The organism is Burkholderia sp. BCC0044, assembly GCF_902832955.1.
Classification (GTDB): domain Bacteria; phylum Pseudomonadota; class Gammaproteobacteria; order Burkholderiales; family Burkholderiaceae; genus Burkholderia.
This window is the reverse complement of the sequence record NZ_CADFDO010000001.1, coordinates 262,388-284,237: the sequence shown is the minus strand read 5'-3', so window position 1 is coordinate 284,237 and position 21,850 is coordinate 262,388. Positions and strand designations below refer to the sequence as shown.

The 21,850-nt window shown below is 67.7% G+C and carries 24 protein-coding genes; 13 read left to right on the top strand and 11 right to left on the bottom strand.

The features are described 5' to 3' along the window. Positions 1 to 59 precede the first annotated feature (59 nt). The 9 genes from uraD to HWX14_RS01220 form a co-directional block, all read right to left on the bottom strand. Positions 60 to 581: a 2-oxo-4-hydroxy-4-carboxy-5-ureidoimidazoline decarboxylase gene (gene uraD, locus HWX14_RS01260; protein ID WP_175881235.1), complete on the bottom strand. Its 522-nt coding sequence runs from the start codon at positions 579 to 581 to the stop codon at positions 60 to 62. Continuing rightward, the gene (puuE, locus tag HWX14_RS01255; RefSeq protein WP_175881234.1) at positions 578 to 1,531 is read right to left on the bottom strand and encodes an allantoinase PuuE; all 954 of its coding nucleotides are present in this window, start codon (positions 1,529 to 1,531) and stop codon (positions 578 to 580) included. Before puuE ends, uraD begins: the two co-directional genes overlap by 4 nt. Before the next feature lie 160 nt (positions 1,532 to 1,691). Continuing rightward, complete coding sequence (locus HWX14_RS01250; protein WP_175881233.1) at positions 1,692 to 2,483, bottom strand: aspartate/glutamate racemase family protein; 792 nt, start codon at positions 2,481 to 2,483, stop codon at positions 1,692 to 1,694. Between the two features lie 10 nt (positions 2,484 to 2,493). Beyond that, on the bottom strand, positions 2,494 to 3,978 hold the full coding sequence (locus HWX14_RS01245; RefSeq protein WP_175881232.1) for an NCS1 family nucleobase:cation symporter-1: 1,485 nt from the start codon (positions 3,976 to 3,978) through the stop codon (positions 2,494 to 2,496). A 149-nt stretch (positions 3,979 to 4,127) separates the two neighbouring features. Then, entirely contained in the window at positions 4,128 to 4,832 is a 705-nt protein-coding gene (locus HWX14_RS01240; RefSeq protein ID WP_175881231.1) for a GntR family transcriptional regulator, read from the bottom strand. 306 nt (positions 4,833 to 5,138) lie between these two features. Continuing rightward, entirely contained in the window at positions 5,139 to 6,077 is a 939-nt protein-coding gene (gene ldcA, locus HWX14_RS01235; RefSeq protein ID WP_175881230.1) for a muramoyltetrapeptide carboxypeptidase, read from the bottom strand. 101 nt (positions 6,078 to 6,178) lie between these two features. Then, on the bottom strand, positions 6,179 to 6,775 hold the full coding sequence (gene tadA / locus HWX14_RS01230; protein WP_175881229.1) for a tRNA adenosine(34) deaminase TadA: 597 nt from the start codon (positions 6,773 to 6,775) through the stop codon (positions 6,179 to 6,181). After that, positions 6,772 to 7,173: a DnaJ family domain-containing protein gene (locus HWX14_RS01225; protein ID WP_012328731.1), complete on the bottom strand. Its 402-nt coding sequence runs from the start codon at positions 7,171 to 7,173 to the stop codon at positions 6,772 to 6,774. Before HWX14_RS01225 ends, tadA begins: the two co-directional genes overlap by 4 nt. Before the next feature lie 280 nt (positions 7,174 to 7,453). Beyond that, positions 7,454 to 8,677, bottom strand: a complete 1,224-nt coding sequence (locus tag HWX14_RS01220) for an MFS transporter (RefSeq protein WP_175882328.1) — start codon at positions 8,675 to 8,677, stop codon at positions 7,454 to 7,456. A 324-nt stretch (positions 8,678 to 9,001) separates the two neighbouring features. Between HWX14_RS01220 and HWX14_RS01215 the strand changes: the two genes are divergently transcribed. The 10 genes from HWX14_RS01215 (at position 9,002) to HWX14_RS01170 (ending at position 17,768) form a co-directional block, all read left to right on the top strand. Beyond that, positions 9,002 to 9,772 (top strand): GntR family transcriptional regulator, encoded by a 771-nt coding sequence (locus tag HWX14_RS01215; protein WP_109341413.1) that lies wholly within the window; start codon positions 9,002 to 9,004, stop codon positions 9,770 to 9,772. Continuing rightward, complete coding sequence (locus HWX14_RS01210) at positions 9,769 to 11,508, top strand: fumarate reductase/succinate dehydrogenase flavoprotein subunit (protein ID WP_175881228.1); 1,740 nt, start codon at positions 9,769 to 9,771, stop codon at positions 11,506 to 11,508. The genes HWX14_RS01215 and HWX14_RS01210 overlap by 4 nt, the downstream gene beginning before the upstream one ends. An 11-nt stretch (positions 11,509 to 11,519) precedes the next feature. After that, the gene (locus HWX14_RS01205) at positions 11,520 to 11,765 is read left to right on the top strand and encodes a ferredoxin family protein (protein WP_006490846.1); all 246 of its coding nucleotides are present in this window, start codon (positions 11,520 to 11,522) and stop codon (positions 11,763 to 11,765) included. Positions 11,766 to 11,802: 37 nt separating this feature from the next. Beyond that, positions 11,803 to 13,227 carry an ABC transporter substrate-binding protein gene (locus HWX14_RS01200; protein ID WP_175881227.1) on the top strand — a complete coding sequence of 475 codons (1,425 nt, stop codon included), beginning with the start codon at positions 11,803 to 11,805 and terminating at the stop codon, positions 13,225 to 13,227. A gap of 46 nt (positions 13,228 to 13,273) precedes the next feature. Then, the gene (locus HWX14_RS01195) at positions 13,274 to 14,149 is read left to right on the top strand and encodes an ABC transporter permease (protein WP_175881226.1); all 876 of its coding nucleotides are present in this window, start codon (positions 13,274 to 13,276) and stop codon (positions 14,147 to 14,149) included. Then, on the top strand, positions 14,146 to 14,934 hold the full coding sequence (locus tag HWX14_RS01190) for an ABC transporter ATP-binding protein (RefSeq protein WP_175881225.1): 789 nt from the start codon (positions 14,146 to 14,148) through the stop codon (positions 14,932 to 14,934). Before HWX14_RS01195 ends, HWX14_RS01190 begins: the two co-directional genes overlap by 4 nt. 40 nt (positions 14,935 to 14,974) lie before the next feature. Next, entirely contained in the window at positions 14,975 to 15,979 is a 1,005-nt protein-coding gene (locus tag HWX14_RS01185; protein ID WP_175881224.1) for a HEAT repeat domain-containing protein, read from the top strand. After that, the gene (locus HWX14_RS01180; protein ID WP_175881223.1) at positions 15,976 to 16,254 is read left to right on the top strand and encodes a gamma-butyrobetaine hydroxylase-like domain-containing protein; all 279 of its coding nucleotides are present in this window, start codon (positions 15,976 to 15,978) and stop codon (positions 16,252 to 16,254) included. The genes HWX14_RS01185 and HWX14_RS01180 overlap by 4 nt, the downstream gene beginning before the upstream one ends. A gap of 106 nt (positions 16,255 to 16,360) precedes the next feature. Next, positions 16,361 to 17,245, top strand: coding sequence for an NAD(P)-dependent oxidoreductase (locus HWX14_RS01175; RefSeq protein ID WP_175881222.1), 885 nt, complete (start codon positions 16,361 to 16,363; stop codon positions 17,243 to 17,245). Between the two features lie 76 nt (positions 17,246 to 17,321). Further along, positions 17,322 to 17,768: an NUDIX hydrolase gene (locus tag HWX14_RS01170; RefSeq protein ID WP_175882327.1), complete on the top strand. Its 447-nt coding sequence runs from the start codon at positions 17,322 to 17,324 to the stop codon at positions 17,766 to 17,768. A gap of 102 nt (positions 17,769 to 17,870) precedes the next feature. On the opposite strand, the gene thpR is transcribed toward HWX14_RS01170, so the two are convergent. Then, complete coding sequence (gene thpR / locus HWX14_RS01165; RefSeq protein WP_244130153.1) at positions 17,871 to 18,458, bottom strand: RNA 2',3'-cyclic phosphodiesterase; 588 nt, start codon at positions 18,456 to 18,458, stop codon at positions 17,871 to 17,873. 154 nt (positions 18,459 to 18,612) lie between these two features. Between thpR and HWX14_RS01160 the strand changes: the two genes are divergently transcribed. Further along, complete coding sequence (locus HWX14_RS01160) at positions 18,613 to 19,230, top strand: 3'-5' exonuclease (protein ID WP_175881220.1); 618 nt, start codon at positions 18,613 to 18,615, stop codon at positions 19,228 to 19,230. Positions 19,231 to 19,301: 71 nt separating this feature from the next. Here HWX14_RS01160 and HWX14_RS01155 read toward each other — a convergent pair whose 3' ends face one another. Next, entirely contained in the window at positions 19,302 to 20,648 is a 1,347-nt protein-coding gene (locus HWX14_RS01155) for a PLP-dependent aminotransferase family protein (protein WP_175881219.1), read from the bottom strand. Positions 20,649 to 20,781: 133 nt separating this feature from the next. Here HWX14_RS01155 and HWX14_RS01150 point away from each other — a divergent pair, with 133 nt between their 5' ends. Together HWX14_RS01150 and HWX14_RS01145 are read left to right on the top strand one after the other, a co-directional pair. Beyond that, the gene (locus HWX14_RS01150; protein WP_175881218.1) at positions 20,782 to 21,186 is read left to right on the top strand and encodes a VOC family protein; all 405 of its coding nucleotides are present in this window, start codon (positions 20,782 to 20,784) and stop codon (positions 21,184 to 21,186) included. Between the two features lie 34 nt (positions 21,187 to 21,220). Beyond that, complete coding sequence (locus HWX14_RS01145; protein WP_175881217.1) at positions 21,221 to 21,850, top strand: LysE family translocator; 630 nt, start codon at positions 21,221 to 21,223, stop codon at positions 21,848 to 21,850.

Here is a 21,850-nt window from a genome sequence, read left to right as displayed (position 1 = left end):
GTTTCCTTGTTTCAGTGAGGCGATCGGGCCGCCGCGGCGCAGCCGCCCGCATTGCGGTGTCAGGCGTCGATCAGGTCGTCGAGGCGAAAGCGCGCGATCCGGTAGATCTGGTCGAGGCTCGCGCGCAGTTCCTCGTCGCGCGAATGATTCACGCGCGACTCGAAGTTCGCGATGATGCCGTGGCGGTCATAACCGCGCACCGCGAGGATGAACGGGAAGCCGAACTTCTCGCGATAGGTGCGGTTCAGCGTCAGCAGCTTGTCGAATTCTTCCTGCGTGCACTGGTCGAGGCCCGCGCCGCTCTGCTCGCGAGTCGACTCGGCCGTCAGCTCGCCGCGCACGGCGGCCTTGCCGGCCAGCTCCGGGTGAGCGTTGATCAGCGCGAGCTGGCGCGCTTCGCCGCCGGTTTCCACCGCATCCGACATCGTTCGGTGCAGTGCGTCGATGCTCGCGAACGGCCGTTGGCCCGCGGCGACCTCGGCCACCCACGGCGAATGTTCGAAGATCCCCGACAGCGCCGCGACGAATGCGCTCGGCGCCATCGTGTTCAGTTGTTCCAACGTGTAGCGCATCGCCTTCATGCTTTCCCTTCGTTTCGATGATTGGGCTGATACGGATGATGTTCACGCCAGTGACGCGCGATATCGACACGGCGCGTCACCCATACGCGATCGTGCTGCTCGATGTGATCGAGGAACCGCTGCAGCCCGCGGAACCGGCCCGGCCGGCCGAGCAGCCGGCAGTGCATGCCGATCGACAGCATCTTCGGCGCGTCGTCGCCCTCCGCGTACAGCACGTCGAACGCGTCGCGCAGGTAGTCGAAGAAGTGGTCGCCGGTATTGAAGCCCTGCGGCGTCGCGAAGCGCATGTCGTTCGTGTCGAGCGTGTACGGCACGATCAGTTGCGGCGACGTGCGGCCGCCCGACACTTCGACGTCCATCCAGAACGGCAGGTCGTCGCCGTAGTTGTCGGAGTCGTACAGGAAGCCGCCGTATTCGGCGACCAGGCGGTGCGTGTTGGGGCTGTCGCGGCCGGTATACCAGCCGAGCGGACGCTCGCCCGTCACCCGCTCGATCGCTTCCATCCCGAGGCGCATGTGCTCGGCTTCGAGTTCCGGCGTCATGCTCTGGTAGTGGATCCAGCGCCAGCCGTGGCACGCGATTTCATGGCCGAGCTCGACGAATGCCCGCGCGAGCTCCGGATGCCGCTCGATCGCCATGCCGACGCCGAATACCGTCAGCGGCAGCCCGCGCTTCTCGAATTCGCGCAGGATGCGCCACACGCCGGCCCGCGACCCGTATTCGTAGATCGACTCCATGCTCATGTGGCGGTCCGGATACGCGGCCGCGCCGACGATTTCGGACAGGAACTGCTCGGAGCCCGGATCGCCGTGCAGCACGCAGTTCTCGCCGCCCTCCTCGTAATTCAGCACGAATTGCACGGCGACGCGGGCGCGCCCCGGCCAGTTCGCCTGAACGGGATGGCGGCCGTAGCCGATCAGGTCGCGAGGATAGTTGGGATCGAGTGACATGGTTCGAAATGCAACGGGAGCGGGCTGAATGAGCGGGCTCGAATAATGGGTTCGCATCGACTGCGCGGTGCCGGCGGCCGGCCGCACAAGCCGATGCGATGACGGCCCAGTGTAGCGAAAACGTTGATACGCGCCCATACAGCGGCGCAGATAGTGCGTGTCAGACGGTGTGTATGTGCGGTTGCGGCAAAGTCGGGCCCGGTTCCGCCGCGTCCCCGTCCGGCGGGCTGAAGCGGGCGAACGCGCCGTCGTAGCGCTTCGGCAGCGGCCGCGCGTAGTCGCCGCGCTTCGCGGTCGCGAGGCGCAGCGCGACCAGCGCCTCGGCCCACTTCACGGCCGCCGTGACGCCCTCGACCACCGGCGCGCCGATCTGCTGCTCGATCTCGTGCGCGAATTCGGCCATCCCTGCACAGCCGAGCACGATCGCGTCCGCGCCGTCCTCGTCGAGCGCGCGCCGGCATTCGTCGACGATGATCCGGCGCGCGGCCGAGCCGGGCCGGTCGAGTTCGAGCACCGCGACGTCGGTCGCGCGCACGTTGCGGCAGAACCGCTTCATCCCGTAGCGCTCCGCGAGGTGCCACGCCATCCCGCAGGTGCGCGCGAGCGTCGTGACGACCGAGAAGCCCGGCGCGAGCACGCTCGCCGCATGCATCGCGGCCTCGGCGATGCCGATCACCGGCCCGCGCGCGAGCTCGCGCGCCGCGTACAGGCCCGGATCGCCGAAACACGCGATCACGTATGCGTCGCAGCCGTCGCGCTCGCCCCGCGCGACCTCGGCGAGCAGCCCAGGCGTCGCGAGCGCCTCGTCGTAATAGCCTTCGATCGACGGCGGCCCCATCGGCGGGCTCACGGCCACGACCTCGGTGCCGGCGGCCGCGACCTCGCGCGCGCAGCGGCCCATCGCGTCGGTCATCCGCTGCGTCGTATTCGGATTGATCAGTCGGATCTTCATCGCACGCTCCTTACGCCTTCGCGCTCGCGAGCAGCCGGTAGAACACGAAGCCGAGCCCCGCGCCGATGAACCACGAGAAATTCGCGACGCCCTGCCAGCCCGGCACCATCACGCAGACGACCGCGATCACCGCGGCCGGCAGCAGCGCGGCGAGCGCGCGGCGGTTCACGCCGCCCGTGTACCAGTAGGCGCCGCTTTCCGACATCGTGTACAGGTCGTCGCGCACGAGGCGGCCGCGCTTGACGAGGTAGAAGTCGGCGATCAGCACGCCGTACAGCGGGCCGATGAACGCGCCGAGCACGTCGAGCGTGTAGTGGATCACGGCCGGGTTGTTGAACAGGTTCCACGGCGTGATGAAGATCGACGCGACCGCGGCGAGCATCCCGCCCGCGCGCCAGCTGATCAGGCGCGGCGCGACGTTCGAGAAATCGAACGCGGGCGACACGAAGTTCGCGACGATGTTGATGCCGATCGTCGCGATCGTGAACGTCAGCGCGCCGAGGATCACCGCCGTCGGATGGTCGATGCGGCCGACCGTCGCGACCGGGTCGGTGATCAGTTCGCCGAACACCGGCAGCGTCGCGGCGGTGGTGATCACCGTGACGAGCGAGAACGCGAGGAAGTTGACCGGCAGCCCCCAGAAATTGCCGCGTTTCACGTCGCCGAACGAGCGGCAGTAGCGCGAGAAATCGCCGAAGTTCAGCATCGGCCCGGAGAAGTACGACACGACGAGCGACACGGCCGTGATCATCACCGGGATCACTTCCGCGCCGTGATACTTGACGCCGCCGAGGTTGAGGCCGATGTTGCGCCAGCCCGCGCGCCACACCATGTAGCCGGCGAGGATGAACATCACGACATAGACGGCCGGGCCCGCGAAGTCGATAAACTTCTTGATCGTCTCCATCCCGTTCCAGAACACGAACGCCTGCAGCACCCACAGCAGCATGAAGCCGGCCCAGCCGACCGCCGACAGCCCGAGGAAGCCGTAGCGATGGACGTCCGCATACGGCAGCCATTGCGGGAAGAATTTCAGCACGACGATCACGAGCGCGCTCGACGCGAGATAGGTCTGGATGCCGTACCACGCGATCGCGATCAGCCCGCGGATCACGGCCGGCACGTTCGCGCCGAGCACGCCGAAGGTCGCGCGGCACGCGACCGGATACGGCACGCCGATCTGCTGGCTCGGCCGCGCGATCAGGTTGCACAGCGCGTTCACGAGGCCGATGCCGACGATCAGCGCGATCAACACCTGCCAGCTCGTCAGCCCGAGCGCGAACAGGCTGCCCGCGAACACGTAGCCGCCGACGCTGTGCACGTCGGACATCCAGAACGCGAAGATGTTGTACGCACCCCATGTCTGATTCTTCAGGGGTGCCAAATCTTCGTTGTACAGACGTTCGCTGTAACCATCCGGCAGTGCCGGACCGCCGCCCTCGCCGCCTTCTTCCGCCGGATAGGCGCTGTCGTGCGCCACACTGAACTGAGCCATGACTTCTCCTTGACGCGGCCGCAAGGCCGCTCCACCGTCATCGATATCGCTCCGGATCATCGCCCGGAGTCGGACCAGCGGCCCGCGGCAAACACCGCGGGCCTACATTGCTCTCGTCGTGTGGCGCGCGGCCGGGTTCGCGTCGCCGCTCAGGCGCCGCCGAACACTTCGCGCAAATCGACCTGCCCTTGCGCGGGCCGGTCCAGCATCTTCAGTTCGACATGCTGCAGGTGGCGCGCCATCAGCGTCACCGCCTGCTTCGGATCGCCCGCCTCCAGCGCGGCGAGGATCTCGTCGTGGTCGTCGCACGAGCACGGGCTGCGCCCGTGCGATTCGTACAGCGCCGACATCAGCGTCGAGCGTGCGACGAGCCCTTCGAGGCACTCGCTGAGCGTCGCATTGCCCATCAGCGTCGCGAGCGCCGTATGGAATTCGCCCGACAGCCGGATCCACGCCGCGAAGTCGTGCCGCTCGAACGCCTTGCGTTCCTTGTCGATCAACGCCGCGACGCCCTTCAGCCGCCTGGCGCCGGGGCCGGTCGCGAGCCGTTCGACCACGGCCAGCTCGATGATCCGGCGCATCTCGAACACTTCGTGCACGTCCTGCAGCGTCGGGCTCGCGACGAACGCGCCGCGGTTCGGCTCGAGCTCGACCAGCTTGTCGGTCGCGAGTTGCGCGAGCGCCTGGCGGATCGTCCCGCGCTTCACGCCGAACACGTCGCAGAGCTGCGCCTCCGTCAGCTTCGCGCCGGGCGCGAGCCGATGCTCGAGGATCGCGGTGCGGATCCGCTCGGCGATCGCTTCGGGGCCGGCTGCACCGGACGGAGAGGAATCGGGCTCGTTCATGGTCTGCATCGTGTGATAGTCCTCATCCTAGGGTGGACATAAAGATTGTCAACAATTCTTTTGTGGGATTTCGCACAATCGGCGTGCGCCGGCGTGTCCCCATTCGGTGCAACGCGCACGAAATCCATGCAATACAAGCCTGACGGGCAAGACGGACGCCCTTCTCGTCGTATACCCGTCCGCCATTTTGTTGACAAAAATGGTGCAAGGCCGGGCGAAGATCGTGTGGGCGTCGATGAAAAAGATGGACCGTTAGTTGCGTATATACCTAAAGAAAAAGGCGGGAACCCCGCCTTTCGATCGATCGCGCCGGCATCAGCCGAGATGCGGATAGTCCGACAACGTGAGCCGGAACCCGTGCGCATTCGCGACCAGTTGCGCCTGTGCACCGAACGGCAGCGTCAGCAGGTCGGGCACATGACCGAACTGGAGCCCCGTGACGACCGGGATGCCGACCACCCCGCGTATCTGGTCGATCATCGCCTGCATGTCGTAGCCGTTGTCGTACTCGAACGGCCGCGCGCCGGTGAACTGGCCAAGCACGAGCGCCTGCTGGCGTGCGAGCAACCCCGACAGGTGCAGTTGATAGATCATCCGCTCGATCCGGAACGGCTGCTCGTTGACGTCTTCGATGAACAGGATGCCGCCTTCGATGTCGGGCATGTACGGCGTGCCGATCAGCGACGTGAGGATCGCGAGGTTGCCGCCCCACAGCGTGCCCGTCACGTTCGCCGTCTGCACCTGCGGCGCGTCGGCGACGATCGTCGTGCTCGGCTGCGTCAGCGTCTGCCAGAAATGCTGCATCGTGAAGTCGCTCGGCGTTTCCGCGCCGAAGTCGGCCGACAGCATCGGGCCGCCGAACGTCGTGATGCGCGCCTTCGCATACAGCGCGAGCTGGATCGCCGTGAAATCGCTGTGACCGACGAGCGCGACCGGCTGGTCGCGCAGCCGGCGTTCGAGCCCGCGATAGTCGAGCCCGTGCAGGATGCGCGCGGCGCCGTAGCCGCCGCGCACCGCGAGCGCGATGTCCGGCAGCGGCCGCTCGGGATCGGCGAGGCGGTTCAGGTCGCCTGCCCGCTCGCCGTCGGTGCCGCCGAAGCGCTGGAAGCGCCGCTGCGTCGCCTCGATGTTCTCGATGCGCTGCTGCGCGGTGCTGAGGCGCTCGAGCGCGCGGTTGATCGCGTCGGGATCGTGCGGATAGCCGGACGGCGCCAGCAGACGGATGGTGTAGGACGCGGCGGGCTGGAAGGACATGGCGAAAGGTGTCGGGGTCGTCAAACCTGCTTAGAGGGACCGAACCGTGTCCGGTTCACGAAAACCGTGCACGCCCGGAACGCCGGGCTCGGCGGAAGCGCCTATGACGCGCCGGCTTCAGCGTCGCGGGCAAGCCGCGCGTCGCGCAGCGCGCGACGGCGCTCGGCGAAGAACGACTTCAGCGCGGCGCCGCACTCGTCGGCGAGCACGCCGCCCGTCACTTCGGTGTGGTGGTTGAGCTGCGGATTCGCGAATGCGTCGATCACGCTGCCGCACGCGCCCGTCTTCGGGTCGGCCGCACCATAGACGACCCGCGCGATGCGGGCATGCATGATCGCGCCTGCGCACATCAGGCACGGCTCGAGCGTCACGTACAGCTCGCAGCCGGGCATCCGGTAATTCTGCAGATGCTGCGCGGCCATGCGCAGCGCGGCCATTTCGGCATGCGCGGACGGGTCGTGCCCGCCGATCGGATGGTTGAAGCCGCGGGCGATCACCTCGTCGCCGCGCACGAGCACCGCGCCGACCGGCACTTCGCCGGCCGCGCGCGCCTCTTCCGCGGCGGCTTGTGCAAGACGCATGAAATGCAGGTCGCGCGCCGATACGGGCGCGGGTTCGGGAACGGGAGAATCGGCGGCGGGGTCAGTGGCCGCGGCGGCTGCCGAGCGTGCTGCGTCGTGCAGCGCGTCGGACGTCACATCGGCCCCGCTTCGGCGGGCGCTTCGTCGAGCCCGCGCTCGCACAGGCGTTCCGCGATGCGCCGGCAGTAATCGCGCGGCATCACCATCGGGCCGCCGCGCAGCGATTCGAGCGCCATGTCGAGCGCGAGGATCTTCGCCTGCAGCCGGCAGCGCGCGGCACGGTCGCTGACCGCCTGCACTTCGTCGTGCAGGTTGCGCAGCGCGCGCAGTTGTTCGACGGCCGGCGGCACGAAGCCCGCGTTCTTCAGGATACGGTTGGCCACCCGCACCTCCTCGGGCACGAGCAGGTCGTCATCCAGCGCCTGCGGCGCGCCGGTACCCGGCAAATCGTCGAACTCGCCCCGCGCGGCGGCGGCGGCAATACGTTGTTCGACCAGGGCGTCAAGCAATCTCATCAGTCAATCGGAACAATGCGGCAGGCCGAATTCTAGCAGGGTGACGCCGGTATGACAGGCCCTTCGAATACATGCTCGATATTGTATTTTTAGGGGCCGAATCGCAGCGCATGCGCGCCGATCGCCGTCGGTTGCCGCTCTGCTGCGCCGCAGCAGGCTGAGCGCCGGTTGGACGCCCGCAAACGGCGGCAGTATCCGGACCCATTTTTTATCCACGACGATGGGGCGCCTCCCCTGCCTGCCCGGCGAAAACACGAGTCGCTCCGCTCCCGGTACCCGCTTACGCAGCCACCGTTTCCGGCCGCGCTTTCGCGAACGGGCGGAACATCGTCGCGATCAGGAACGCGCCGAGCCCGATCGCAAACGAGCCGAGATACAGCCAGCCGTAGCTGCCGAACGCATCGACGATCAGCCCGCCGGCGACCGGGCCCGCGGCCATCCCGAGGCTGCCGGCCATCGCGCTGCCGCCGATCACGGTGCCCATCATCCGCAGCGGGAAGTTCTCGCGCGCGAGCACCGAATACAACGGCATCACGCCCGCGTAGATGAAGCCGAACAGCGTCGCGACCGCGTAGAAACCGTCGAGCGTGCGCACGAAGTAGTAGCCGAGCGCGCCGAGCGCCTGCGCGAACAGCCCCGCGACCAGCATGCGTTTCGCGCCGAGCCGGTCGCCGAGGATCCCGAACGCGATCCGGCCGCCCATGCCCGCGAGCCCTTCGACGCTGTAGATCGACACCGCGACGATCAGCGGAATCCCGCAGGTCACCGCGTAGCTGACCGTATGGAAGATCGGGCCCGAATGCGTCGCGCAACAGAAGAAGTTGGTCAGCACGAGCACCATGAACTGCGGCGAGCGCAGCGCCTCCGCGACCGACATCGCGGCGGGCGCGCCGGCGGACGCAGGCGCAGGCGCCGCGTGCGCGGATTCGGGATCGAGCGCGGGCGCCCGGCGCACCAGCAACGACACCGGAATCATCACGACGGCCGCCAGCGCGGCGATCAGCAGCATCGACGTGCGCCAGTCGCGCACCGACACGAGCCAGGCGGCCAGCGGCGCCATCGTCATCGGCGCCATCCCCATGCCGGCCGACACGAGCGACACCGCGAGGCTGCGGTGCGTGTCGAACCAGCCGGTCACGCAGGCCATCATCGGCGCGAAAATCGCGGCCGTCGCGCCGCCGACCGCCAGGCCGAAGGTCAACTGGAACACGAGCAGCGACGGCGCGCGGCTCGCGAGCGCCAGGCTCGCCGACAGCAGCACGGCGCCCGTGACGACGACCGGGCGCGTGCCGATGCGGTCCGACAGGCTGCCCCACGCCATGCTCGCGAACGCCATCGCGATGAAGCCGAGCGTCATCGCGGCGGAAATGCCGGTCATCGACCAGCCCGTATCGCGTGCGATGGACCGCAGGAACACCGGCAACGAAAACATCGCGCCGATCGCGACGCAGCCCATCAGGCCGCCCGCGGCGACGATCACCCAGCGGTATCGTGAATCCGGCATGTGGCGTGTCATGTGGCCTCTCCTCGTTCGTTGCGCCGTTCGCGGAAAACCGGGTGGCGGCCGCATGGCGCGGCGCGCTGCCCGCTCGATATCGATACGACGGGCGACGTATCGGGAAATCGACAGGCGCGGCGCATGGGCCGGGGATTTTTTATTGTCGGCGATTCCCCGCGGCTCGCAAGGGTCGGATCATGCGCTCGTCTCGCCGCCTGCCATCTGTCGCCCCGCTTTTCCGCAACGGGAAATTCGAAATCAGAAATCGTTGGTTGGGGCGCGCCCTTGCGCTGGCTACACTCGCCCCATCTTGTCATAACAAGTTGACCGATGACCCCACCCAACGTCGTGCCGCTGTCCGCGGCCCCGCTCTACGTGCAGATCAAGGACACGCTGCGCGCGCGCATTCTCGACGGCACCTATGCGCCGCACAGCCGGATGCCGTCCGAGCACGAGCTCTGCGCGATGTTCGACGTGAGCCGCATCACGGTGCGCCAGGCGCTCGGCGACCTGCAGAAGGAAGGCCTGCTGTTCAAGCTGCACGGCAAGGGCACGTTCGTGTCGAAGCCGAAGGCGTTCCAGAACGTGACGTCGCTGCAAGGGTTCGCCGAGGCGATGTCGTCGATGGGCTACGAGATCGTCAACCAGTTGCGCAGCCTGCGCACCGTGAAGGCCGATCGCCATCTCGCGACGAAGCTGAACGTGCCGGAAGGCGCGCCGCTCGTCGAGATCCATCGCGTGCGGCTGCTGAACCGCGAACCCGTGTCGCTCGAACAGACCTGGGTGCCCGAGGCGCTCGGCAAGCGTCTCGCCGGCGCCGATCTCGCGACCCGCGACATCTTCCTGATCCTCGAGAACGACTGCGGGATCCCGCTCGGCCACGCCGACGTGTCGATCGACGCGATCCTCGCCGACGACGAAATCGTCGACGCGCTGCACGTCGAGGAAAGCAGCCCCGTGCTGCGCATCGAGCGCCTCACGCACGATGCGTCGGGGGCGCCGATCGACTACGAATACCTCTACTTCCGCGGCGACGCCTTCCAGTACCGGTTGCGCGTCGACCGGCAGAAGGCGCGCAAACCTGCAAGGAACCCGCGATGAATACCCAAGTGCACGAATACGACATCGTCGTGGTCGGCGGCGGCACGGCCGGCCCGATGGCGGCCATCAAGGCGAAGGAGCGCGATCCGTCGCTGCGCGTGCTGCTGCTCGAGAAGGCCAACGTGAAACGCAGCGGCGCGATCTCGATGGGAATGGACGGCCTGAACAACGCGGTGATCCCCGGTCATGCGACGCCCGAGCAGTACACGCGCGAGATCACGATCGCCAATGACGGGATCGTCGACCAGGAAGCCGTGTACGCGTATGCGACGCACAGCTTCGCCACCATCGAGCAGCTCGACCGCTGGGGGGTGAAGTTCGAGAAGGACGGCACCGGCGACTACGCGGTGAAGAAGGTCCACCACATGGGCTCGTACGTGCTGCCGATGCCGGAGGGGCACGACATCAAGAAGGTGCTGTACCGGCAACTGAAGCGCGCACGCATCGCGATCACCAACCGGATCGTCGCGACGCGCGTGCTGACCGACGCGCACGGCCGCGCAAGCGGCGTGCTCGGCTTCGACTGCCGCACCGCCGACTTCCACGTGATCCGTGCGAAGGCCGTGATCCTCTGCTGCGGCGCGGCCGGCCGCCTCGGCCTGCCGGCGTCGGGCTACCTGATGGGCACGTACGAGAACCCGACCAACGCGGGCGACGGCTACGCGATGGCCTATCACGCGGGCGCCGCGCTCGCGAACCTCGAATGCTTCCAGATCAACCCGCTGATCAAGGATTACAACGGCCCGGCCTGCGCGTACGTGACGGGGCCGCTGGGCGGCTTCACCGCGAACGGCAAGGGCGAACGCTTCATCGAATGCGACTACTGGAGCGGCCAGATGATGTGGGAGTTCTACCAGGAACTGCAGAGCGGCAACGGCCCCGTGTTCCTGAAGCTCGACCATCTCGCGGAAGAAACGATCCGGACCATCGAGCAGATCCTGCATACGAACGAACGGCCGAGCCGCGGCCGTTTCCATGCGGGGCGCGGCACCGACTACCGCAGCCAGATGGTCGAGATGCACATCTCCGAGATCGGCTTCTGCAGCGGCCACAGCGCTTCGGGCGTGTACGTGAATGCACGCGCGGAGACGACCGTGCCGGGGCTTTACGCGGCCGGCGACATGGCGGCCGTCCCACACAACTACATGCTCGGCGCATTCACGTACGGCTGGTTCGCCGGGCAAAACGCGGCCGACTACGTGGCCGGCCGAGAACACGCGCCGGTGGACGACCAACAGGTCGATGCCGAGCGCACCCGCGCGCTCGCGCCGCTGCTGCGCGAGCGCGGCCTCGCGCCGGCGCAGGTCGAGTACAAGCTGCGCCGGATGGTGAACGACTACCTGCAACCGCCGAAGGTGACGCGCAAGATGGAAATCGGGCTGCAACGTTTTGACGGAATTATTGAGGATATCGAAGAAATCAAGGCCAACAACCCGCACGAACTGATGCGCGCGGCCGAAGTGCGCGCGATCCGCGATTGCGCCGAAATGGCCGCGCGCGCGTCGCTGTTCCGCACCGAGAGCCGCTGGGGGCTGTACCACCATCGCGTCGATTTTCCGCACCGCGACGACGCCGAATGGTTCTGCCACACCTGGCTGCGCAAGGACGCCGCGGGCGCGATGCGCAGCGAGAAGCGGCCGGTCGAACCCTACGTCGTGCCGCTTGCCGACGACGAACGCGGCGCCTATGCGCAGTTGCGCATCCGCGAACCGGCCGCGCTCGCGGCCGCCCTTTGAGGAACCTTGCCATGCCCCATACCCCGCACGACATCTTCCAGCGCAGCAGCGCGCCCGTGACGATCGACGAGTCGCTGTGCATCGCCGACAAGGGCTGCACCGTGTGCGTCGACGTGTGCCCGCTCGACCTGCTCGCGATCGACGTCACCAAGGGCAAGGCCTACATGCAGTTCGACGAATGCTGGTACTGCATGCCGTGCGAACGCGACTGCCCGACCGGCGCGGTCAAGGTCGACATCCCTTACCTGCTGCGCTGACACGGCGCGCCGCTCTCCCACTACCGGACCACCACACATGAAAACAACGCTACGGATGTTTCGCCTGCTCGCCGCGTCGATCGCGGTCGCGGCCACCGGTTTCGCGCATGCGGAGACGATCCGCGTCGCGATCGGCACGCAGGACACGACGATCAACTGCGCGACCGGCGGCCTGCTGATTCGCGAACTGCATCTGCTCGACAAGTACCTGCCGCGCACCGGCAAGTACCAGGACGTAAAGTACGACGTGCAGTGGAAGGATTTCACGTCCGGCGCGCCGCTGACCAACGAGATGGTCGCCGGCAAGCTCGACTTCGGCGCGATGGCCGATTTCCCCGGCGCGCTGAACGGCGCGGCGTTCCGCAAGGCCGGCCGCAAGAGCGTGTTCATCACCGTGCTCGACGGCAGCATCGACGGCAGCGGCAACGGGATCGTCGTGCCGTCGAATTCGACGGTGCGCTCGCTTGCCGACCTCAAGGGCAAGACGATCTCGGTGCCGTTCGCGTCGACCGCGCACGGGATGCTGCTGCGTGCGATCAAGGCGCAGGGCTGGAACCCCGACACCGACGTGAACATCGTCACGCAGGCGCCGGAAGTGGCCGGCAGCGCGCTGAAGGCGAGCAAGATCGACGCGCATGCGGACTTCGTGCCGTTCGCCGACCTGTTCCCGTACCGCGGCATCGCGCGCAAGATCTACGACGGCGCGCAAACCCATGCGCCGACCTTCCACGGCGCGCTCGTCGACGCGGACTACGCGCAGCGCTATCCAGAAATCGTCGTCGCCTATCTGCGCGCCGCGATCGAAGCGAACCGCCTGCTCGCGCAGAACCCGGAAAAATACAGCCTGCTGATCGAGAAGGTCACCGGCATCGAGGCGCCGGTCGACTACCTGTATCACGGGCCGCTCGGCATCCAGACCCGCGACCTGACGTGGAAGCCCGAATACCGGCAGGCGGTCGCGACGGCGATCGATACGCTGACGCTGCTGAAGAAGACCGACACCGCGCCCGACCCCGCGACGTTCGTCGACGATCGCTATATCCGCGCGGCGTTCAAGGCGTCCGGGCTCGATTACGACGCGGCGCTGAAACACTACGGCAAGCAGCCGCTCGTCGCGAACGATGCGTCGACCGGCAAGCCGATCCGCGATTTCAACGACGTCGCGCAACTCTGGCTCGCCAACGACGAACCGGTACGCAACTACGCGAGCCCGACCGCCGCGTTCGTGGCGCTCGGCAAGCTCGGCCCGTCCGCGAAGGTGCGCGCGGTGTTCGTGCACGACCATGCGAGCGGCCTGAAGCTGTTCGCCGACCAGGCGTGGTACGTGAAGGACACGCACGGCGTGCTCACCGCGTTCCTGCTGAAGTCTGGCGCCGACGCGTATGCGCAGCAGGTATCGGGCGCGGTGGTCGACTACGCGGCCGCGAAAACCGTCACCGCGCAGGCGCTCGCCGCGCGCTGAGCGCCGCACGCCCGCCTCTTTCCATTCGTCGACACCGGACTTCCGCATGGCTGCCACCCTCGACCTCGTCAAACGCCGTCTCACCGACGCCCCGCGCAGCGGCGACGCCCGCTCGCCGCATCCGGGCGCGCGCCGCCGCCCGACACCGATGCGCCGCCGCGCATGGCGAATCGCGTCGCTCGCCGCCTGCATCGCGCTGTGGCAGGCGGCCGTCCACTGGCGGCTGTCGCTCGGCATCGTCACGTTCGCGAACGTGCCCGCGCCGACCGACGTCGGCCCCGCGCTGGCAGCGTTCCTGCAATCGCCGAAGCTGCCGATGCACCTGTTCGCAAGCATCACGCGCGTGCTGGCCGGCTTCGTCGCGGCGGCGGTCGCCGGCGTCGGCCTCGGGCTCGCGATCGGCCGCTATCGCGCGCTCGAAGACACGCTGCTGCCGCCGCTCGAGATGCTGCGGCCGATTCCGGCCGTCGCGTGGATTCCGCTCGCGATCCTGATGTTTCCGTCGTCCGAGCTGAGCATGATGTTCATCACGTTCGTCGGCGCGCTGTTTCCGATCCTGCTCAATACCGTGCACGGCGCGGAAGCCGTCGACCCGCGGCTCGTCGCGACCGCGCGCAGCCTCGGCACGCGCGGCCTCGCGCTCTATGTGGAAGTGATCCTGCCCGGCGCCGCGCCGTCGATCTTCACGGGCCTGTCGATCGGAATGGGCACCGCGTGGTTCTGCCTCGTCACGGCCGAGATGATCGCGGGCCAGTACGGGCTCGGCTATTTCACGTGGGCGTCCTATACGTTGCAGAACTACCCGGACATCGTGGTCGGCATGGCGCTGATCGGCCTGCTCGGGATGGGCAGCAGCCTGCTCGTCAAGCGCATCGGCGCGGCGCTCACGCCGTGGTACGCACCGCGCGGAGGCCGGCCATGAGCGTCGCCGACCTTGCCGCGCCCGCGCCCGGCCGCATCGGCGTGCGCGCGCTGACGATCGAACTCGGCCCGCCGCATGCGCGCTTCGCGGCGCTCGACGCGCTCGACGTCGACATCGCGCCCGGCGAATTCGTCTGCGTGCTGGAGCCGTCCGGCTGCGGAAAATCGACGCTGCTCGGCGCGCTCGCCGGCCACGTCGCGGCGACGCACGGCGAGATCGTCGTCGACGGCGAACGAGTCGACCGTCCGCATCCCGATCGCGGGCTCGTGTTCCAGCAGCACACGCTGTTTCCGTGGAAGCGCGTGATCGACAACGTCGCGTTCGGCCTGAAGATGAAAGGCGTGCCCGCGCGCGAACGCCGCCGCGAAGCAGCCGAACTGCTCGAACTCGTCGGGCTCGGCGGCTTCGGCGCGCACTACCCGGCACAGCTTTCCGGCGGCATGCAGCAGCGCGTCGAGATCGCCCGCGTGCTGATCAACCGGCCGCGCGTGCTGCTGATGGACGAGCCGTTCGGCGCGCTCGACGCGCAGACGCGCCGGATGATGCAGACGCTGCTGCTCGACATCTGGTCGCGCATCGGCACGACCGTGCTGTTCGTCACGCACGACATCGAGGAGGCGCTGTTTCTCGGCGACCGCATCCTGATGCTGTCGCCGCGGCCCGCGCGCATCATCGCCGATATCCGCGTGCCGCTCGCGCGGCCGCGTACCGACGACAGCACGACCGAGCCCGCGTTCGTCGACATCAAGCGCCGCTGTCTCGCGCTGTTGCGCGACGCCGCGTGAGCGCGCGCGCCTGCCCATTCACCGCACCGACCTTTCTTCCATGACCGCTTCTTCCTCCGCTTTCCCGCTGCCCGGCGTGCCGGACGCCGATCACGACGATCATGCCGCGCTCGTCGCGCGGCTCGCCGCAGCCGATGCCTCGGTGCGCCGCATCGCGCTGCTCGAACTCGCCGATCTCGAGGCGCCCGAACTCGTGCCGTCGTTCGTCGCGGCGCTGCGCGACGATCCGTCGGCCGACGTGCGCAGCGAGGCCGCGCGCGTGCTCGACGCATGGGAGCAGCCCGACGTCGTCGACGCGCTGTGCCACGCACTGCTCGATCCGGACGACGGTGTGCGCGCGACGGCCGCGCAAAGCCTGTCCGAGCTGAAGGACCCGGCATCGGGCGCCGTGCTGTGCCGCTGGGCCGACCGGCCCGAGCCGTTCGTGCGCGCCGCCGTGCTGCGCGGCTTGCGCGAGTTGCGCGACCCCGACGCGTTCGCACCCGCGCTGCGCGCGCTCGACGCGAGCGCCGCTGCCGTACGTGCCGAGGCCGTCGTCGTGCTCGGCTGGCTCAAGGATGCCCGCGCGCTGCCGCCGCTCGCCCGCGTCGCGACCACGGACACCGACGCGGACGCCCGGCGCGCCGCAGTCGGCGCAATCGGGTTTGCGGCGGCCGGCGACACCGCCGTCGTCACCGCGTTGCTCGCGGCGCTGCGTGACGCCGAATGGCAGGTGCGCGAGGAAGCGGCTGCCACGCTCGGCAAGCTGCGCCTCGCCGCGGCGCGGGACCCGCTCGTCGCCGCGCTCGACGACGACTACTGGCAAGTGCGCGTGCGTGCCGTCCGCGCGCTCGGCCAATTGCGCGATGCGGCCGCCGCCTCGGCCGTCGTCGCGCTGCTCTCGCATGCGATCAGCAATCTGCGCAAGGAAGCCGCGCTCGCGCTCGGCGAATTCCGCGACCCGACGACGCTGCCCGCGCTGCACGACGCACTCGACGATCGCGACCCCGAAGTCCGCAAGGCCGTGCGGATCGCGATCGGGCAGATCGGCGAGGCAGCGCGATGATCGCGCCGACCGAAATCGCACTCGATCACCCGGCGCACGCACTGACGCTGCGCTGGCCCGACGGCGCCACGCAGCGCATCGGCTATGCGCGGTTGCGCAGCGATTGCCCGTGCGCCGAATGCCGAAAGATCCGGTTCGATGGCGGCCATATCGACGCGCGTCCAGGGCTGACGCTGGACGGCGTGGAGGCGCTCGGCTACGGCGTCCGCTTCCTGTTCGGCGACGGCCATGCACGCGGTATTTATCCGTGGCCGTATCTGGCGGAGATCGCGTAGCGACGACGACGCGGCTTGCGCGCTCGCGCGGGCCACATGGCAGGCGTGCGAAAACGCTGCGATACTGACGCCCACGATCGTCGCCACCTACCGTGGGAGCAGCACCATGCAAACCGCAGTCGGATTCATCGGTCTCGGCGTGATGGGCACGCCGATGGCGCTCAATCTCGCGCGGGCCGGCACGCCGCTCGTCGTGTGGAGCCGTTCGCACGGCAGCGACGATGCGCTGCGCGACGCCGGCGCACGCGTGGCCGAAAACGTCGACGACGTATTCGCGTCCTGCCGCACCGTGATCCTGATGCTCGCGAACGACGCGGCAATCGACGTCACCCTTGCCCGCGGCACGCCCGCTTTTGTCGTCCGGGTCGGCGGACACACGATCGTCAACATGGGCACGAATGCGCCCGAATACTCGCGCGCGCTCGCCGACGACATCGCCGCCGCATCGGGCCGCTACGTCGAGGCGCCGGTATCGGGCTCGCGCAAGCCGGCCGAAGCCGGTCAACTCGTCGTGATGCTGGCCGGCGCGCCGGACGACGTCGATGCCGTCCGCCCGCTCGTGAAGCCGCTGTGCCGCGACAGCTTCGTGTGCGGCGACGTGCCGTCGGCACTGACGATGAAGCTCGCCGTCAACCTGTTCCTGATCACGATGGTCACCGGTCTCACCGAAGCCACGCATTTCGCGCAACGTCACGGTATCGATCTCGCGCGCTTCGCCGACGTGCTGAATGCCGGCCCGATGGCCAGCGACGTATCGCGCGTGAAGCTCGGCAAGCTCGTCGCGGAAGATTTCTCGGTGCAGGCCGCGATCACCGACGTGCTGAAGAATGCGCGCCTCGTCGCGGAATCCGCGCGCGGCATCGGCATCGCGTCGCCGCTGCTCGACATCTGCCATGCGCTTTACGCGGAAACCGAGCAGGCCGGACACGGCGCGGACGACATGGTCGCCGTGATTCGTGCGATCGAGCGGCGCACCGGAGACGCGCGATGAGCCGCTTGCAAGCTCGCGCGTTCGTCCGCACCGGCCCGTAGGCGCGGCTGTGTCCGCAACCCGCACCGCCGCGCCCGTGCGCCCCGTTCCCGCCGTAATCGGCATCGTGCTGCGCGAGCGCGACGTGCTGCTGGTGCGCCGCGCGAATCCGCCCGATGCGGGCTGCTGGGGCTTTCCTGGCGGCAAGATCGAACCGGGCGAGCCGCTCGCGGATGCGGTCGTGCGCGAGATCGCGGAAGAAACGACGGTCGACGTCGAGGCGCTCGACACCTTTACCGCGCTGGACGCGTTCGATTACGATGCGCACGGCGCCGTGCGCCAGCATTTCGTCATGGTCGCGGTGCTGTGCCGATGGCTGCGCGGCACGCCGGCCGCCGGCGACGATGCGCTGGACGCGCGCTGGTTCGGCATCGACGAACTCGACCGCGACGATTTGCCGATGAGCGCAGGCGTGCGCGACGTCGCGCGACGGGCAATCGAGCGGGCGGCGGAGCTGGGTAACGCGCGTCCGCCATCCGCCTGACACATCGCTGTCGCTTGCGCCGCACCGCTACACGTTCCATCCATCGCGGCGCCGGCTACCTGCCGAGCGCCGGGTTATCGCGGTGGCGAGCGGGACTGACAATCATCCCGACAGGCTGCCGGTCGTCAGCGGCCAGCGCCCCAACACGTCGTAGTGCGTCCTGTTGAGCCAACTGTCGATCAGGACGAACTCGGACACGGCCCACGTAATCGGCTCGATCCTGTACTCATCGGGCCTCTGTGCGCCATACAGCAGCGTCACGTGCGGAGTGAAACCCGAGGGAAAAACAGGCACACCTGCCCGTTTCAACGCGTCTCGCAACTGCCGCCGAAAATCGATCAAGCCTTCCAGACCGGCCTTCCCCATCAGCACCAGCGGCTGACGGCCGGGCCGCCCGTTGAAGCTGACGACCTTGTCGAACGCCACGGAGAACGACGGCACGTTCATGCGGCCCGCCACCGCACGCGCCCGCGCAAGGGTAGCGCCCGGCACATAGGCGAAGTCGCCCAAAGAACCCAGCGTGATATGCAGACGCTCGGTGCGCAGCACGCTTTCCTTCTCCAACCGAAAACGCTCGGCTATGCCGGCAATGCGCATCGCCGTGGCCGGATCCGGCATCACGGCGAAAAAGAAGCGGTGCACGGGAACCGGCGGCGGCGCATCGAATCCGGGTAGCGTCAGTTGAATCACGGCAGCATGTCCGGCAAGCATGGAGCGAGATTTTCATTATCGTCAATCGGCAGCCGGGCCGCTCGCCGCTCGATGATTCCACCGTCCGCGCGCCCGAAGATGCTACCCTCTCGGCCACACTCGACACCCTCTGATGACGCACCCGAATTCAACCATGCAAACCGTCGCGGTACTGGACTTCGAAACAACCGGGCTGTCGCCGAATCTGGGCGACCGTGCAACCGAAATTGCCGTCATCCTGCTGCGCGATGGACAAGTCGTCGACCGCTTCCAGAGCTTGATGAATGCCGGCCGCCGCATCCCGTCCGATGTCGTTGCGCTCACCGGCATCACGAACGACATGATCGCGGCGGCGCCGCCCGTGTCCGAAGTCATGAAGGAAGCGGCGGCGTTCGTCGGCAAGCATGCGGTCGTGGCCCACAACGCCGGTTTCGACAAACGCTTCTGGCAGTCGGAACTCGGGCTGCTCGGCATGTCGGCCGACCATGCGTTTGCGTGCACGATGCTGGTGGCCAGACGGATCTACCCCGACGCGCGGAGTCACCGCCTGTCGAGCCTGGCCGAGATGCTGCGGCTGCCGCAGACGGGCCGCGCGCACCGGGCGATGGTCGATGCCGAAATGGCCGGCCATCTGTGGTGCCGGTTGCAGCAGGATATTGCGCGGACTTACGGGCTGGATCGGATCGATCACGCGCTGATGTCGCGTGTTCAGGCGACGACCAAGGCGAAGGTGCCGATGTATCTGCGGTCGCTCGTACGCGCGCACGCATGACGAATTCACGCCGTGCATAAACGCAAAACGGCTTGGCAACATCCAAGCCGTTTCTGGTCCGCCCGGCAACGTCAGGCGCGCTGCTTCAGCAGCCCGGCCAGCAGTGTCAGCGCTTCCGTCAGATCGTCGAACGACGGCCCGCCGAGGCAAAGTCGAATCCCGCTCGCCTGATCTTCCGGGTTCACCATCATGGATTCCGGAGGGGTCAACTTGATACGCATCGCCGCGGCAACGGAGGCGAAACGAATGGCGGCGTCGCGCTCCATCGGCAGCCACGCGTTGTAGGCGCCGGGATGCGAGACCAGTTCGCCCGCGCCGAGCAGCGCGATGGCCAGACTGGATCGACGCCGCGCCTCATGGTGCAGGTCCCGCTGGATCGATGAGATGACGTCGGTGGCCAGCCATTCCTCGATCACTGCGCAAGAGAGCGGCGACGGCGCCATCGGCAGGTCCCGCAGCGCGTCTTCCGCGGCGTCGTCGAATCCGGCCGGCAGTGCGAGCACGCCGATCTGCAAACCGGGGCCAAGCGATTTGGACAGCCCGTTCACATGAAAGGTGATCTCGGGCGCCAACGCCGCAAGCGGTGGCGAAGCCGGCTCGGCCGGCGCATAGACGCCGTCCTCGATGATCCACGCGCCCGCCCGGCGGCAAATATCCACGATGGCCTGCCTGCGTTCCGTGCTCATCGTCGCGGTGGTCGGATTGTGCAGCGTCGGTGTGAGATAGACCGCCTGGTTGCCGGTCGATGCGGCGCCGTCGAGTGCGTCCGCCAGTGCCTCCGGCGCCATCCCTTGCGCGTCGGTCTCGACGCCTCGCATCCGATATCCGTTGCGCCGAGCCAGCGCGATCGCGCCCGGATAGGTGATCCGCTCGGTCAGAAGCAGCCCTTGCGAGCCGCACGCAAGATCGAAGGCCAATGACAGCGCCTGGCGCGCGCCGCTCGTGAGCACCAGATGCGACGGTTCCACCATCAGGCCCAGCGTTTCGAGCCAGCGGGCCAGCACACGTCGGTGCTCCATATGCCCGGCGGCCGGCGCATAGAGATTGAGATGGTCCGCATCGATCTTGCGTGCGATCCCCGTCAGTGTTCGCGCCAGCAAGCGCGCGTCGAGCATGGCCGGCGGCACATTGGACGAAAGGTCGATCTGGCGATCATGGTGCGCCTGGCGGATCGCCACGAAGGTTCCCCGCCCCTTGATGCTGCGCGTCAGGCCTCGCCGTTCAAGCGCGGCATAGGCCTTCGTCACCGTGCCAAGCCCGATCCCCAGTTTCAACGCGAGATCGCGATGAGCGGGCAGTCGGTCGCCTCCCGTCAGCCGCCCTTCGACGATGTCGTCGGCCAGGGCGAGCACCAACCGCTCGGCGGTATTCGCATCGATGTCGGCCAGCCGTGGTGACCAGGGGGATCGCAGGAGCATGTTCGCCGCCCAGATATTAGTGTCACGTGACACTATTTATGAAAACAACAAGCGTAACATGCGCGATGTGATCGGATGAAGTCATGCATTTCTGGAGGCGCCTGATCGCCATGACGGGCGCGGGGAGAGTCGAATGTTCAGCCATGTAACCGTTGGCGCGCGTGATCTTGGGCGGGCAGGCCGTTTCTATGACGCGGTGCTCGCTCCGCTCGGACTGAAGCGTCGCGTCGTCACGTCCGATGGCGGGCCGCCGGCCCTGTGCTGGGTAGCCGGTCAAACGCCGCTGCCGCGCTTCTATGTCTACCTTCCTTACGATGGCGAGCCGGCGAGCATCGGCAACGGCAGCATGGTCGCCTTTCTCGCCCCGTCGCAGGAAGTCGTGAACACGGCCTACGCGAAGGGTCTCGAGCACGGCGGGACGGACAACGGTGCGCCCGGGTTACGCCCCCGCTACGGTGACGGCTACTACGGCGCGTATCTGCGCGACCCTGACGGGAACAAGGTCCATATCGTTCATCGCGGGGATCTCCAGCCATGACGCTGGAGACACTCGCCTCTCTGGAGAAACTCGAATGATCGCCAGTCAGATCGCACTCGTCTACGGCACCTATCTCGTCGCCACCGCCAGCCCCGGGCCGAGCAACATGGCAATCATGGCAACAGCGATGCGTGACGGCCGTCTGCCGGCCCTCGTGCTGGCCGCCGGCGTCATCACGGGCTCGCTCTTCTGGGCGATCCTGGCGGCGACCGGCGTTTCCGCCGTGCTGGCGGCCTATGCCGAGGCACTCGTCGTGATCAAGATGGTGGGCGCTGTCTATCTGCTCTACCTGGCGTTCCGCACGGGCAGGTCGGCGCTGAAACCGGGCCCCGGCTTCGCGAAGATGGAGCCCGGACGCTCGACACCTCGCTATCGGCGGCTCTACCGTCAGGGCATTCTCATGCATATCGGAAACCCGAAGGCGGTTCTGGCCTGGATGGCCATCATGTCCCTTGGGCTTCAGGAACACGCCTCCGGCGGCACCTTGCCGGCGATCATCGGTGGTTGCGCGCTCCTCGGGGTCATCGTGTTTGGCGGTTATGCGATCCTCTTCTCGACCGCTCGGATGATCGCCGTGTATGCCCGCCTCCGGCGCTGGATTGAAGGCACGCTATCCGCGGTGTTCGCCGTTGCGGGAGTCAACCTGCTTGCCTGGCAACGTTGA